Source organism: Ilumatobacter sp., from assembly GCF_049588435.1.
Taxonomy (GTDB): domain Bacteria; phylum Actinomycetota; class Acidimicrobiia; order Acidimicrobiales; family Ilumatobacteraceae; genus Ilumatobacter_A.
Map to the genome: position 1 here is coordinate 1 of NZ_JBAVYV010000399.1, position 13,952 is coordinate 13,952.

Here is a 13,952-nt window from a genome sequence, read left to right on the forward strand (position 1 = left end):
CTCACGGCACCTCTTTTCGAACCATCCCTGCCGCCTCTCGCGAGGCGCCAAAGCAAGTAGGTACGAGTGTCCACAGACACCACAGCGGCAACGGTGAGCGACGACGACGTCACCCAGCCGACTCCACGCCCGACAGCCACCGCTCCCGCTCCGACCCCACGTCGCAAGCCGAACGGTGACGCCGCCAAGACCACCGCCAACTACGACGCTGCAGCGATCACCGTGCTCGAGGGTCTCGACCCCGTGCGCAAACGTCCCGGCATGTACATCGGCTCGACGGGCCTCGCCGGTCTGCACCACCTGATCTGGGAAGTCGTCGACAACTCGGTCGACGAGGCGATGGCCGGTCACTGCGACCGGATCAGTATCACCCTCACCGCCGACGGCGGGTGCAGTGTCGCCGACAACGGTCGCGGGATCCCGATCGACCCGTTCAAGTCCGGCGAGCACGAGGGCAAGTCCGCGGCCGAGGTCGTGTTGACTGTCCTGCACGCCGGCGGCAAGTTCGGCGGCGACGGCTACAAGGTCTCCGGCGGCCTGCACGGAGTCGGCGTCTCGGTGGTCAACGCTCTCTCGTCGAAGCTGATCATCGAGGTCGATCGCGATGGCAAGCGCCACGAGCAGACCTATGCCGAGGGGGGTGCGCCGCAGGGCAAGATGAAGGTCGTCGGTGAGACCCCGAAGCGCGGTCGCACGACCGGTACGACGATCACCTTCTGGCCCGACGAGACGATCTTCCAGGCCGAGGGCGTCGAGTTCGTCGCCCGCACCGTGCTCGAACGTCTCCAGACGATGGCGTTCCTCAACAAGGGTCTGATCATCGAGTTCCGTGACGAGCGCCCGGAGCGCGAGCAGGAGATGACCTACCAGTACAAGGGCGGTCTGATCGACTTCGTCAAGCACCTCAACGCGACGAAGGATCCGCTGTTCAGCAAGGTCTGCCAGTTCGAGGACGAAGACGACGACGGGCAGATGCTCGACGTCGCGATGCAGTGGAACACGGGCTACCACGAGGGCATCCACGGCTACGCGAACGGCATCTCGACCATCGAGGGCGGAATGCACGTCGAAGGCTTCCGTTCGGCGCTTACGTCGGTCATCAACAAGTACGCCCGTGAGAAGAACCTGCTCAAGGAGAAGGATCCGAACCTCTCCGGTGACGACGTGCGCGAGGGCCTCACTGCGATCGTGTCGGTCAAGCTCCGCGAGCCACAGTTCGAGGGCCAGACGAAGGCCAAGCTCGGCAACGTGCCGATGCGTTCGTTCGTGCAGAAGGCGACCAACGAGCGCCTCGCCGAATGGTTGCAGGAGAACCCGACCGAGGCGAACAAGCTGGTCAAGAAGGGTGTTGCTGCCGCGCAGGCACGCGCTGCGGCGAAGAACGCCCGCAACGCGATCCGTCGCAAGACGGCGCTGTCCGGCGCGGGCATGCCCGACAAGCTGAAGGACTGCCAGTCGAAGAACGCCGATGAGTCCGAGCTCTTCATCGTCGAGGGCGACTCGGCAGGGGGCACGGCGGTCGATGCACGTCATCCGTACAGCCAGGCCATCCTCCCCATCCGCGGCAAGATCCTCAACGTCGAGCGGGCGCGCGTCGACAAGATGCTCAAGAACAACGAGATCCAGGCGCTGATCACTGCGATCGGTGCCGGTGTGGGCGACGAATTCGAGGTCGAGAAGGCCCGCTACCACAAGGTGATCTGTCTGGCAGATGCCGATGTCGACGGCAGCCACATCCGCACGCTGCTGCTCACGTTCTTCTTCCGGCAGATGCGCGAGATGGTCGAGGCCGGCTACTGCTACATCGCTCAGCCGCCGCTGTACTCCACCGAGATCGGCAAGGAGAAGGTGTATCTCAAGGACGACGTGGCCAAGGCAGCGTTCCTCGCCGAGCGCCCGAACCACAAGAAGAACTTCGCCCGCCTGAAGGGCCTCGGCGAGATGGACTGGGAAGAGCTGCGGGCGACCACGATGGACCCCGCGACCCGCACGCTGCTGCAGGTCAACGTCGACGAGGCCGCACGTGCCGACGACATCATGTCGACGCTGATGGGTGACGACGTGGCGACCCGTCGCGAGTTCATCACCACCAACGCCCGCGACGTCCAGAACCTGGATTTCTAGGTTTCGTGGTCACTCGCTCGATTCTCCGATGACTTCACTCCAGGACACTTCACATGACTGACACGACCAACACCGGCGACGACGGAACCCCGAACGACCCGATTCAGCCGATCCCGCTCTCCGACGAGATGGAGAGCAGCTTCCTCGAATACGCGATGTCGGTGATCATGTCGCGAGCGCTTCCCGACGTGCGCGACGGTCTCAAGCCGGTCCACCGCCGAATCATCTGGGACATGGAGGAGCAGGGCTTCCGTCCCGACCGCGCCCACGTCAAGTGCGCCCGCGTCTCGGGTGACACGATGGCCCGATTCCACCCGCACGGCGACTCGGCGATCTACGCGGCGCTCGTGCGCATGGCGCAACCGTTCTCGCTGCGTCACCCGCTGATCGACTTCCACGGCAACTACGGATCGCCCGACTTCGGTCCCGCCGCCTCGCGTTACACGGAATGTCGCCTCGACCCGTTGGCGATGCAGCTGCTCGCCGACATCGACGAGGACACCGTCGACATGATCCCGAACTACGACGGGACCACCGAGGAGCCGCTCGTCCTGCCCGCACGATTCCCAAACCTGCTGGTCAACGGCAGCCAGGGGATCGCGGTCGGCATGGCGACCAACATCCCGCCGCACAACCTCGGCGAAGTGATCGACGCCGTCGTTCACCTGATCGACAACCCGGATGCCCCCGTCGAGGCGCTGATGGAGTTCGTCAAGGGGCCGGACTTCCCGACCGGTGCCTACATCCTCGGGCGCGCCGGGATCATCGACGCCTACCAGACCGGTCGCGGATCGGTGAAGACCCGGGCGAAGGCGACCATCGAGGAGACCAAGAACGGTCGCTACGAGATCGTCGTCACCGAGCTGCCGTACCAGACCAGCTGTTCGTCGATCGCCGCCCGCATCGACGAACTCGTCACGGCCGGCGACCTCGAGGGGATCTCCGACGTCAACGACGATTCATCGGGTGGCAAGACCAACCTGATCATCTCGCTCAAGCGCGACGGAAACCCGAACGTCATCATGAACAAGCTGTTCAAGATGACGCAGTTGCAGTCGTCGTTCTCGATCAACATGGTCGCGCTCGTCGACGGCGTTCCTCGTCAGATCAACCTGCGCGACGCACTCGTCGCCTACGTCCGCCACCAGGTCGAGGTGATCACTCGCCGGACCGAATACCGCCTCGCCAAGGCCGAGCGACGTGAACACATCCTCGAGGGCCGGATCAAGGCGCTCAACGTCATCGACGAGATCATCAAGTTGATCCGGTCGAGCGACGACGTCGCCACGGCACGTCAAGGGCTCATGGCGGAGCCGTTCGAGTTCTCCGAGGTGCAGGCGAACGACATCCTCGACATGCAGCTCCGCCAGCTCACCCGGCTGTCGCGGATCGACCTCGAGACCGAGCTCGCCGACATCCGCGCGAGCATCGAGGACCTCCAGGACATCCTCGCCCGTCCCGAGCGCCTCAACAGCGTGATCAAGGACGAGATCACCGCGATCCGCGAGGAGTTCGCCACACCCCGCAAATGCGAGATCACGTACGACGACGGCGAGATGTCGATCGAGGACCTGGTCGACGACAAGGAACTGGTCATCGTGATGACCCAGGCCCAGTACGTGAAGGCCGTGCCGGCCGGATCGTTCAAGATCCAGGGGCGCGGGGGCCGCGGCGTGTCGGGCGGCAAGCTGAAGGTCGACGACATCGTGCGCCACGTGCTGTTCACGACCGCGCACGCGCACCTGTTGTTCTTCTCCAACCGCGGCAAGGTGTACCGCCTCCGCGCACTCGACATCCCCGAGCGGGAGCGCACCGCGAAGGGCATGCCGATCGTCAACCTGCTTCCGTTGCAGGCCGACGAGAAGATCCAGGCGATCATCGACACCCGCGAGTTCGCGGGTGATCGCTACCTGTTCTTCGCCACGAAGCAGGGCACGGTCAAGAAGACGACCTTCACCGAGTACGACAAGAGCCGCCGCGACGGGTTGATCGCGATCAACCTCAAGGACGGTGACGAACTCGTCAAGGTGATCGAGACCGGCGGAGACGACGACATCTTCATGGTGAGCAAGGGTGGGATGACCATCCGCTTCAACGAGAACGACGTCCGTTCGATGGGCCGTACCGCCGCCGGTGTCCGCGGGATGAAACTGAAGAACGCGCAGGATGCCGTCGTGTCGGTCGATGTGGCCCGCGACGACACCGCGATCCTGGTGATGACCGGGGCCGGCTACGGCAAGCGCACCCAGCTCGACAAGTTCAACGTGCAGGGTCGCGGTGGACAGGGTGTCAAGGGCATGAAGCTCACCGGAAAGAAGGGTGAGGTCGTCGCCGCATTCATGGTCGGGCTCGACGACGAGATCGTCGCCGTGTCGAACAACGGGATCACGATCCGGATGGGCGTGCGCGAGATCTCGTCGCAAGGACGCGACGCGACCGGCGTGCGGATCATGAACATGGACGACGGTGACGTCGTCGGCTCGGTCGCTCCGATCCTCGCTACCGACGAAGAAGCCTGACACCCTCGGCCGGAAACCGGCCCACTCGATCATCACGATCCTCCTCGCCGCCGTGTGGTGGCCGACGAAACACGTGCCGACGCACGTCCGTTCCGAGGAGATGAGCGATGACACCCGTCACCACGAACCGACCAACCGTTTCCGACCGTCCGGTCGGTCCGACCGGACAGCGAGGCGATCGCGGCCAGGCCGCGATCCTGGTGATCACGATGGTTGCCGTGCTCGCCGTCGTCTTCTCGCTGGCGGTCGCGACGATGGGGCGGACGTCCATCGATCGCACCCGGGCGCAGACAGCGGCCGATGCTGCGGCCCTTGCGGCGCTGGACGGGGGAGCGAACGCAGCCGCCGACCTCGCGAGCCGTCACGGCGCGGTCGTGGTCGGTTTGTCCCGTTCGGGCTCCGAGGTCACCGTCACCGTCCGCCTCGGTGACGTCAGTGCGACGGCGCGTGCATCGGACGCGCCGTGAGCGGACCTCGGTCGGCGCGGACGACGAATGGTCGCAGTCGTCGGCATGGATGCCCGCTGGTCGTCTGACCCCGCACGGACGAGCCGAACGCCTACACTCCTTCGAGTGAGCAAGACCGAGCGTGCCCTCACCTCGTCCGAGCCCGGAGACGCGCTCGAGGAGTTGTTCGACGATGACTCCTTCGACGCGGCATTCGGTGAGGCCATCGCGTCCGCTGGCCAGGAGTTCGGCATCGCGGGAGCCGCCTCGGAGCCCGACACGATCGACGAATCCGATGATGTTGAAGCGCTCGTCGAGGACCTCGAGCCCAACGCTCCCGACGAACTCGACACCGATCCGGTCGATGAATCCGACGTCGACGCGTCCGAGCTCCACGAAGCCGCCGACCCCGAGTCCGATTCCGCCGACTCCCTCGCTGCAGAGACGCTCACGGGCGACGCCCGCACCGACGACGACGTCGATGACGGCGAGCACGACGAGGTGGGCGAACCCGAGCTGCGGTCCGAGTCGGACGACGATCCCGATGCCGTCACCGACAACGCGGTCGACACCGACACCGACTCGGCAACCGACACCGACTCGGCAACCGACTCCGACACTGCCACGGACTCCGACACGGACCCGAGCGGGGACATCGCGGTTGCTGCCGTCGATCAGGTCGATTCCGATCTGGACACCTCGACCGATGTCGATCCGGATGACGACGGCCCGACCACCGAGCTCGCCGCACCTCGCCGCTCCGATGCCGCGCTCGACGACGCCCCCACACCGGTCAACGAACCGGTGTTCGCGGCGCAACCCGACGGGCTCGTTCAGCCGCTGACCGATCCCGACGTCGACGGCGAGTCCGACGACGAGGTCTCCGACCGGATCCTCGAAGAACTCCGGCGGGCCGAGATCGACGGACCGGTGATCGCCTTCGCCCCACAGGACGACACCACCGCCGCCCGTCGGCGTCCGAAGCAGGCGGCCGACTACGACCCCGCTCCGGTTCCGATCCCGGCCAAGGTTCCACGCGTCCTCGGTCGCAAGGCTCGGGTCCGCAAGGTCACCCGCGTCGTGCGCAGCGTCGACCCGTGGAGCGTGTTCAAGATCGCGCTCGTCGCGAACTTCGTGATGTACGTCATCGTGCTGACCGCGAGCGTCCTGCTGTGGAACGTGGCCTACGCGACCGGAACGGTCGACAACGTCGAGCGGTTCTTCGAGTCGTTCGGCTGGAACTCGTTCGAGTTCGACGGCGGCGAGTTGTACCACGCCGGTTGGATCGCCGGACTGTTCGTCGTGATCGGACTGACGGGCCTCGCCGTGTTGGCGGCGACGATGTTCAACCTGATCACCGACCTCGTCGGTGGTGTTCGCTTCACCGTGCTGGAGGAGGAGGTCGTCGAAACTCGTACGTCCCCCTTGCGCCGATTCGTCGTGCGCCGCTCGGAGCCCGAGGTCCCCGCGGTGATCCGAGATGCGTCCGGCGCGATGTATCGCGAAGCGGTGGTCGACGACACCGGTGCGATCGCACGGCCGACCCGATAACGTCTCCGACCTGTCGGGGCTATAGCTCAGTCGGTTAGAGCGCATCGCTGATAACGATGAGGTCCCTGGTTCGATTCCAGGTAGCCCCACCACCCGACACCGGCGAGAGACCGTTTTGATTGTGCAGATGGTGACGTTCATCTCGTGAAATTCATTCGTCGAGTCCTCGCCGCCCTGACCGCCACCGTGTTGGCCGCGGCCGCAATCCGACTGGGCGGCTCGGAGGGAACTCCGCCGCAACACGGGGGATGGCAACCATTGGAACTGCCCGAATGAGCCCGGTCGAGACCCGGCGCGACATCCGGCGAGTCGCCGTGTTCGGACACGGAGTCGTCGGCAGTCGCATCGTCAAACACCTCACGGCGCATCCCGCGCGCACGGTGGTCCAGATCGATTCCCGTCGCGAGCAGATCGCGACGACCCCGTTCCTCGACGATGTCGACGTCGCAGTTCTCGCGCAGCCCGGCCCGCACCATCGAGACACCGTCGCCTTGCTCGACCGCGGCATCGGAGTGATCTCGGTGGGCGACGAGGTCTCCGATGTCGGAGCGATCATCGGTGAGTCCGAACGGGCACGTCGGCGTGGCATTGCGCTGGTCGCGGGAGCGGGGATGTCACCGGGTCTGGTCGGCTTGATCGCCCGTCACCTCGCCTCGCAGATCGCCGTGGTCGACGAGATCCATGTCGCGATCCACGGCACCGCCGGGCCGGCGTGTGCTCGTCAGCACCATCGTGCGCTGGCCGGGAAGGCCGGCGCCTATCACGAGGGCACCTTCGTGTCGTTCCGTGCAGGAACCGGGCGTGAGCTCGCGTGGTTCCCCGAACCGGTCGGTGCCTACGACTGCTATCGCGCCGAAGTCCCCGCACCGTTCGTTCTGCATCACTCGTTTCCGGAGGCGAACCGGATCACCGCGCGGATCTCGGCGAACCGCCGCGACCGCCTGACCTCGCGGCTGCCGATGCTGACTCCACCGCACCGTGAGGGTGGCGTGGGAGCGTTGCGCGTGGAGGTTCGTGGCGCGGAGGAGTCGGGCGCGCGGGTCACCCTCATCGCGGGGATCGCCGAGATGGTCGGCACGGCGGCTGCGGCGACGGCGATCGGTTTCCTCGAAGCATCGCTCAGCGGAACCTTGCCCGCCGGATTGAACCTGGCGGGCGACGACCTTCTCGACACGACGAGCCTGCTGCGCACGATCGAGCGGTTCGGAGTACGACTACAAGAGTTCAACGGGGTGCCCAGTGCCTGATCCATCGAACGAGACATCGACCCAGCGTACGGATGCGCCACCACCGTGGCTGCCGCGGGGCGAGATGGTGCACGTGCATGGCCGTGGTGAGTTCTTCATCCGACGTCATGTTCATCCCGACCCGGACGCGCCCACGGTGCTGCTGCTGCACGGCTGGACCGCCTCGGCCGACCTGCAGTTCATCGCGGCCTACCGTGCGCTCGCCGAACGGTACTCGTTCGTCGGGATCGACCACCGTGGCCACGGCCGCGGGTTTCGGTCGAATCAGCAGTTCGAGATCGCCGACGTCGCCGACGACGCGGCGGCGGTGCTCCGAGAACTCGGGATCGAGTCGGTGATCGCACTCGGCTACTCGATGGGCGGACCGGTTGCCCTGCATCTCGCGCGCCGTCATCGAGATCTCGTCGACGGCCTGGTCGTCCAGGCAACGGCACTCGAATGGCGCGCGACGCTGCGCGAGCGGCTCACGTGGAGGATGTTGCCGCTGATGGGAGTCGCCCTGAGATCGTGGACCCAGCCGCGACTGCTCCGCCGAGGGATCGACTACGTCGTGTCCGATGATTCTCCGTATGCGCCGTACCGGGACTGGATGACCGCCGAGACGATGCGCAACGAACCGCGGGTGATGGTCCAGGCGGGCAAGGCGCTCAGCCGCTACGACGCCCGTGACTGGGCGTCAGCGCTCGGTGTGCCGGCGGCGATGCTGCTGTCGACCGAGGATCGACTCGTTCGGCCACGCAAGCAACGCGAACTGGCCCGTGCACTCGATGCTCGGATCATCGAAGTTCCGATGGATCACCTCGGAGCGCTCGACATGCCCGATCAGTTCGCGTCGGCGACCGTCGAACTGGTGTCGTCGGTGGTCGACGATGTCGCTGCCGCTTCGGTCGCCACGAACGACTCGAACTGACGGCTCAGCGACTCGACCACGTCGGTGAGCCGCTCGATGCGCTCGTCGAAACTCTCACCGGTGACCATGTCGGACAGCGAGACGCGCACGCTGACGATCTCTCGTGCGAGGAACTCGGTGTCGGACTGCGTGCGCTCCGCCACCTCACGATCGATCTCTGCGGCCACCCGGTCCCGTCGTTCCTGACGGTTCTGTGCGAGCAGGATCAGCGGTGCTGCGTACGCCGCCTGAATCGAGAGTACGAGTGTGAGCAGCGTGAAGCCGCGTGACCACGGGTCGAAGATCAGCGGGTCGGGGGCGAGCGTGTTGTGCAGGATCCAGATCGAGATGAACGCGGTCTGGTAGACGAGGAACCGGGCGGTTCCGATGAAGTTGGCGATCGACTCGGCGAACGAACCGAATGCGTCGGGATCGACGGCGACGCCGAGTCGTCGCGCGGAGCGCGGCGAGCTGAGGTCCTGTTGGCGCTTCATCGCGCTCTCGGGTTTGCCGTCGGTTCGGAGCCGGGAGCGCGCCGCTGACGTTTGCGCCAGTCGGTTCCGAGCATGCGGTCGATGACGTCGTCGACGGTGACCGCGCCGAGCAGCCGTCCGGCGGCATCGCACACCGGGATCGCGAGGAGGTCGTAGCTCGCGAGTTCGACCGCCACGTCGTGATCGCTGATGTCGGCCGAGAGGACCGGGACGTCGTCGAGCAACTGTCGGAGCTCCATCGACGGGGGCTCGCGGAGCAGTCGCTGGACGTGAACCACACCGAGGAACTTTCCGGTCGGCGTCTTGAACGGCGGCTGACACACGAAGATCTGCGTGGCGATGCTGACGACCCAATCGGGATCGCGCACCTGAGCGAGGGCCTCGGCCACCGTGGCGGACGCACCGAGAATGATCACCTCGGGAGTCATCAGACCGCCTGCGGTGCCCTCCTCGTAGGAGAGCAGACGTCGAACGACCTCCTCGTCCTCGTCGTCCATCGCGTCGAGCATCAACTCCTGTTGGACGGCGTTCATCTGACCCAGCAGGTCGGCGAGGTCGTCGTACTCCATCTCGTCGAACACGCCTTCGAGACGCTCTCGATCGAGGCCTTCGACGATCCGGACCTGCTCCTCCTCGGTCAACTCCTCGAGCACATCGGCCAGCCGCTGATCGTCCAGCGCGTCGGCGAGCTGGCGGCGCTGCTGATCGGGGAGAGCTCGGATGACCGCGGCGACGTCGGTCGGGTGGAAATCTCGCAGACGCGCGGCTTCGGCCTCCATCGCGGTCGGGTCGTCGAAGAGTCCCGGCACCTCGTCGGCATCCGCGAGGCGATATGACGATCGACGACCGAGGCTGCCCTTGCGGGCCAGGCGCACCTTGTCGATCTCCCACCAGGACGAACGCCCGTCACTCGCAGGGAGGAGCCCGATGTCGCTGACGGTCTCGTCGCCGATCCGGCGGTCGATCAACTCCTGGCCGATCAGCACCTCGCCCGGGCGCGGCTTGAAGGGGTTGAGGTCGACGTCCCAGCTCTTGAGCCGGGCGCCGTCGCCGTTGAGGTCCTCGACTCGATTGGCGTTGACGAAGATCCGGCGCTGTTGGCTGCTGGCCACGAAACCGACGAGGCGCGGGGCACTCGCGGGTTTGCCGTGTCGCTTCGGGCGGCCGGGCACGGCGACCAGATCCTCGATCCGGCCGATCGACGATCCGCCCGCGTCGAGCAGGGGGAGCCGCATGACGCGAAATGCATAGATCAGCTCGCCGGCCATGGCGCGAGGCTACCGGTGCGTCCCGATCGCCCCGGGAAGCGGCGGCGGGTGCGGTCGAGTGGGTGTCAGGTGATCGCGCCGAGGATCCAGAGTGTGGCCATGCCGGCCACGAACGTCCAGATCAGATTCTTGCGCCAGTAGGCGACCCCACCCGCGACGACCAGGGCGGCGAACTCAGCGAACTCGACACCGCCGAGCCCGTCGCTGCCGACTGCAAGGTTGACCGTCAGTGCGGCGAGCACCGCGGGTCCGACGTTCTGTAACGCCCGTTCCACCGAGCTGGGCAGAGTGCGATCCGCCAGGATCAGGATCAGTCCGCTGCGTGCGAAGTAGGTGCCGAGTGCGCCGCACGCGAGTGCGATCAGGGCAGCGGTCGAGCTCATTTCCTGACGTCCTCGGTGCTCGGACGATCGGCGCGTCGTTCGCGCTCCTGGATGATCCAGTCCGCGAGGGCCCCGGCGGCGACGCCGGTGAGGGCTCCGACCACGATGCCGAGCCTGTCGCGGAGGTCGACCGTGGCGAGCGAGACGAGGCCGCCGACGATCGCCGCGACCGCGGCCGGCACCCGCTTGATGGCGAACAGCGTGAGGCCGGCGAACATCACCGGCGGAGCGAAGTCGAGTCGCCACGAGTCGGGGATCACCGGTCCGACGAGCATCCCCATCGGAACGGCGATGTTCCAGACCGCGTAGAGCGTGATGGCGACGGTGAGGAAGTAGCGCCGGAACGCCGCCGGGTCTCGACGTGTCTGGAGCGCGGCGAGAGCGAACGTCTGATCAACGAGCAGGAACGGACCGAACCAGCGCATCCAGCGGGGCTGGTCCCGGAAGGTGGGGGCCAGCGCTGCGCTGTACATCAGATGGCGGGTGTTGATCACGAGCACTGCGGTGACGACGGCCCACAGGGTGGCCGTTCCGGCGAGGGTGATCATCGCCAGTTGTGCCGCGCCCGCGAACACGAGCGGCGCGGTGAGCCAGGCGATCCACTGGGGCATCGCCGACTCGGTGACGGCCAGGCCGACGACGAACCCGAACGGGATCGCCGGGATCGCGAGGGGGATGACGTCCGCGAGCGCCTGACGGTCGAACCAGCCGTCGCGGCTGGTCTCGAGGTCCGTCTGGGTGGTCACGAGGCGACGCTACCGATCACCGTGGTGGCGCCCGATGTGGTTTCGGTCCGGACCGGGTACCGACACCAACCGTCTCCCGCCCGAATCCGGATGGGTGGGGTCAGGTCGAGGGTGGGGCGGTGATCGCGACGAGGGTGTCGTTGAATGCGACACCGCCACCCCAGTCGGTGAGCATGTCGCTGGTGAGCGCGTTCGCGACCTGTCCGTCGCGATGGTGATCGCCCCACCATCCGAACGGAATCGAAGCAACGCCCGGACGAAGACGATCGGTGACCTTGACGACCACTTCGATCGACGCCCGGTCGTTGGCGACCTGCGCGATGTCGCCATCGGTGAGGGCGAGCTCGCGCGCATCGTGCGGGCACAGCTCGACGAACGGACCACCCTCGGCGGGGCCGTGCTTCGGAAGGTGCGCGTAGCCGGAGTTCAAGAAGCGCGCGTGGTGCTTCGGGGTCAGCAGTTGGATCGGGAATCGCCGACGGAGCTCGGCATCGCCCCCGAGGCTCTCGCGCGGCGCGATGAACGTCGGAACCCGAGGCTGTCCGAGCGCCTCGAGCCGGTCCGACGCGAACTCGACCTTGCCCGAGTCGGTCGGGAACGGCGTCGTGTCGTCGGGGTCGCCGTAGGGCCGACCGTCGTGCGGATAGGGGGCGCGCAGCCAGCGTTCACGTCGCAGTTCGTCGAGGTCGATCGTTGGCAGTGCCTGTCGCATCAGGGTCTCGTCGTCGTCGTACAGCGACGGCTCGTCGAGTTCCATCGCGGCGGCGATCCGTCGGAACAATTCGGTGTTGTTGCACGATTCGCCGAGCGGTTCGACGGCCGCGGCGTTGTAGCTCACCCAGAGGTGGCCCCACGGGAAGACGACGTCGTCGGATTCGATCTGGGTCGTCGCCGGCAGCACGATGTCCGAGTAGCGAGCGGTCTCGGTCAGGAACTGCTCGTGGGTGACGACGAACAGGTCGTCGCGCTCGAGTCCACGGCGGATCAGTTCGGCGTTCGGCACCGTCACGAGCGGGTTGCAGTTCCACACGATCATCGCGTGGATCGCAGGATCGAGTTCGGTGAGCACCGACCCGAGGCGGCTCATGTTGACCGTGCGCGGTGGGAGTCCCGCGTCATCGGTGGGGATGAGATCGGGGCGGACGAGGGCACCGAGGTCGATCTGGTTCTCGGTCCAGTATCCGACACTGCGCGAGAAGCCTCCGCCGCGATCCCGCCACGCACCCGTCAAGGCGGGGAGACAGCTGAGCGTGCGGAAGAACATCGCACCGTTCTCGTGATGCTCCGCTCCGATCAACGTGCGCAGCGCCGTCGGTCGCGTGGTGGCCACGTCCACGGCGAGTGCCTCGATGACCTCGGCGTCGACGCCGCACATCGTCGCGGCGCGAGCCGGGGTCCAGTCGGCGACGGCGTCGCGCAACTCCTCGAAACCGGTGGTGTGCGCGGCGATCCACTCGTCGTCGGCGAGCCCGTCGCGGATGATCACGTGCATCATCGCCAGCATCATCGCGATGTCGGTGCCCGGGAGTGGCTGGATGAAGCGATCGCCGCGTGATTCGTCGACCGCCTCGGCGGTGAGCGTGCGGATCGGGTCGATGACGACGATCCGCGCGCCGGCGGCGCGGGCCGCCTCGATCGTCGGCCACAGGTGCCGGTTCGTCATCCGGGTGTTGGTTCCCCACAGCACGATCAGTCGCGAGTGGATCATCTCGGTCGCTTCGAGGCTCGCACCCGAGCCGTTCGTCATCGCCGTGCCCGCCCCGACGGTGACGCCGCAGATCGCACGCTCGAGTTGGGTCGCGCCGAGGTGGTTGAAGAAGCGTGAACCAGCGCCGAACATCGAGAGCAGGCTCTGGTTTCCGGCATCGGAGTAGGGCAACAGTGCCTGGCCGCCGTGCGTCGCGATGACGTCGTTGAGCCGTGTGCCGATCTCGTCGAGGGCCTCGGCCCACGTGATCCGCTCGAAGTCGGTGGAGCCCTTCGGCCCGACGCGACGGAGTGGGTAGAGCACCCGATCGGGGCTGTGCACGCGGTCGAGGAACCGGTTCACCTTCGGGCACAGCTCCCCGAGCGAGAACGGATGGTCCGGATTGCCGCGGAGCTTGACGGCGACCGGAGTCGGGCCCGAATCGTCGACGGTGACCGTCCAACCGCACGAGTCGGGACAGTCGTGGTGGCAGGTGCCGTGGACGAGCCGCTGTGTGTCCGGTTGTTCCGCGATCACCATGGTTCGAGGCTAGGAGTCGCGGACTGCCACCGTCTGGCGAATTCCGGCCACGATCCTC

Annotated in this window: 12 protein-coding genes and 1 tRNA gene; 8 read left to right on the plus strand and 5 right to left on the minus strand. The window is 66.5% G+C overall.

Going from position 1 to position 13,952, the window contains the following annotated elements; genetic code table 11:
• Window positions 1–93: 93 nt before the first annotated feature.
• The 8 genes from WBV89_RS15375 to WBV89_RS15410 all read left to right on the plus strand — a co-directional run bounded on the left by WBV89_RS15375 (window position 94) and on the right by WBV89_RS15410 (window position 8,797).
• Window positions 94–2,124, plus strand: coding sequence for a DNA gyrase/topoisomerase IV subunit B (locus WBV89_RS15375; protein WP_423982241.1), 2,031 nt, complete (start codon window positions 94–96; stop codon window positions 2,122–2,124).
• Window positions 2,125–2,177: 53 nt separating this feature from the next.
• A complete protein-coding gene (gene gyrA, locus WBV89_RS15380) occupies window positions 2,178–4,643 on the plus strand; it encodes a DNA gyrase subunit A (RefSeq protein WP_423982230.1) in 2,466 nt (821 codons plus the stop codon).
• A 107-nt stretch (window positions 4,644–4,750) separates the two neighbouring features.
• Window positions 4,751–5,110, plus strand: coding sequence for a pilus assembly protein TadG-related protein (locus tag WBV89_RS15385; protein ID WP_423982231.1), 360 nt, complete (start codon window positions 4,751–4,753; stop codon window positions 5,108–5,110).
• A 105-nt stretch (window positions 5,111–5,215) separates the two neighbouring features.
• Window positions 5,216–6,640, plus strand: a complete 1,425-nt coding sequence (locus tag WBV89_RS15390; RefSeq protein ID WP_423982232.1) for a DUF3566 domain-containing protein — start codon at window positions 5,216–5,218, stop codon at window positions 6,638–6,640.
• 15 nt (window positions 6,641–6,655) lie between these two features.
• A tRNA-Ile gene (locus WBV89_RS15395) sits at window positions 6,656–6,732 on the plus strand.
• A gap of 52 nt (window positions 6,733–6,784) precedes the next feature.
• Window positions 6,785–6,916, plus strand: a complete 132-nt coding sequence (locus tag WBV89_RS15400) for a hypothetical protein (protein ID WP_423982233.1) — start codon at window positions 6,785–6,787, stop codon at window positions 6,914–6,916.
• Window positions 6,913–7,887, plus strand: a complete 975-nt coding sequence (locus WBV89_RS15405) for a hypothetical protein (RefSeq protein ID WP_423982234.1) — start codon at window positions 6,913–6,915, stop codon at window positions 7,885–7,887. Before WBV89_RS15400 ends, WBV89_RS15405 begins: the two co-directional genes overlap by 4 nt.
• 73 nt (window positions 7,888–7,960) lie before the next feature.
• On the plus strand, window positions 7,961–8,797 hold the full coding sequence (locus WBV89_RS15410) for an alpha/beta fold hydrolase (protein ID WP_423982235.1): 837 nt from the start codon (window positions 7,961–7,963) through the stop codon (window positions 8,795–8,797).
• Here WBV89_RS15410 and WBV89_RS15415 read toward each other — a convergent pair.
• The 5 genes from WBV89_RS15415 to WBV89_RS15435 form a co-directional block, all read right to left on the minus strand.
• The gene (locus WBV89_RS15415) at window positions 8,710–9,270 is read right to left on the minus strand and encodes a DUF1003 domain-containing protein (protein ID WP_423982236.1); all 561 of its coding nucleotides are present in this window, start codon (window positions 9,268–9,270) and stop codon (window positions 8,710–8,712) included. The genes WBV89_RS15410 and WBV89_RS15415 overlap by 88 nt on opposite strands.
• A complete protein-coding gene (locus WBV89_RS15420) occupies window positions 9,267–10,538 on the minus strand; it encodes a magnesium transporter MgtE N-terminal domain-containing protein (protein ID WP_423982237.1) in 1,272 nt (423 codons plus the stop codon). Before WBV89_RS15420 ends, WBV89_RS15415 begins: the two co-directional genes overlap by 4 nt.
• 65 nt (window positions 10,539–10,603) lie before the next feature.
• The gene (locus tag WBV89_RS15425; protein WP_423982238.1) at window positions 10,604–10,921 is read right to left on the minus strand and encodes an AzlD domain-containing protein; all 318 of its coding nucleotides are present in this window, start codon (window positions 10,919–10,921) and stop codon (window positions 10,604–10,606) included.
• Window positions 10,918–11,667 carry an AzlC family ABC transporter permease gene (locus tag WBV89_RS15430; RefSeq protein WP_423982239.1) on the minus strand — a complete coding sequence of 250 codons (750 nt, stop codon included), beginning with the start codon at window positions 11,665–11,667 and terminating at the stop codon, window positions 10,918–10,920. Before WBV89_RS15430 ends, WBV89_RS15425 begins: the two co-directional genes overlap by 4 nt.
• Window positions 11,668–11,767: 100 nt before the next feature.
• Window positions 11,768–13,894: a molybdopterin-containing oxidoreductase family protein gene (locus WBV89_RS15435; RefSeq protein ID WP_423982240.1), complete on the minus strand. Its 2,127-nt coding sequence runs from the start codon at window positions 13,892–13,894 to the stop codon at window positions 11,768–11,770.
• Between the last annotated feature and the right edge of the window lie 58 nt (window positions 13,895–13,952).

Bases quoted from the DNA above. Each gene is read 5' to 3' on its own strand.
- gyrA (WP_423982230.1), top strand. From the start codon at position 2,178: ATGACTGACACGACCAACACCGGCGACGACGGAACCCCGAACGACCCG.
- WBV89_RS15385 (WP_423982231.1), top strand. From the start codon at position 4,751: ATGACACCCGTCACCACGAACCGACCAACCGTTTCCGACCGTCCGGTC.
- WBV89_RS15405 (WP_423982234.1), top strand. From the start codon at position 6,913: ATGAGCCCGGTCGAGACCCGGCGCGACATCCGGCGAGTCGCCGTGTTC.
- WBV89_RS15415 (WP_423982236.1), bottom strand. From the start codon at position 9,270: ATGAAGCGCCAACAGGACCTCAGCTCGCCGCGCTCCGCGCGACGACTC.
- WBV89_RS15420 (WP_423982237.1), bottom strand. From the start codon at position 10,538: ATGGCCGGCGAGCTGATCTATGCATTTCGCGTCATGCGGCTCCCCCTG.
- WBV89_RS15425 (WP_423982238.1), bottom strand. From the start codon at position 10,921: ATGAGCTCGACCGCTGCCCTGATCGCACTCGCGTGCGGCGCACTCGGC.
- WBV89_RS15435 (WP_423982240.1), bottom strand. From the start codon at position 13,894: ATGGTGATCGCGGAACAACCGGACACACAGCGGCTCGTCCACGGCACC.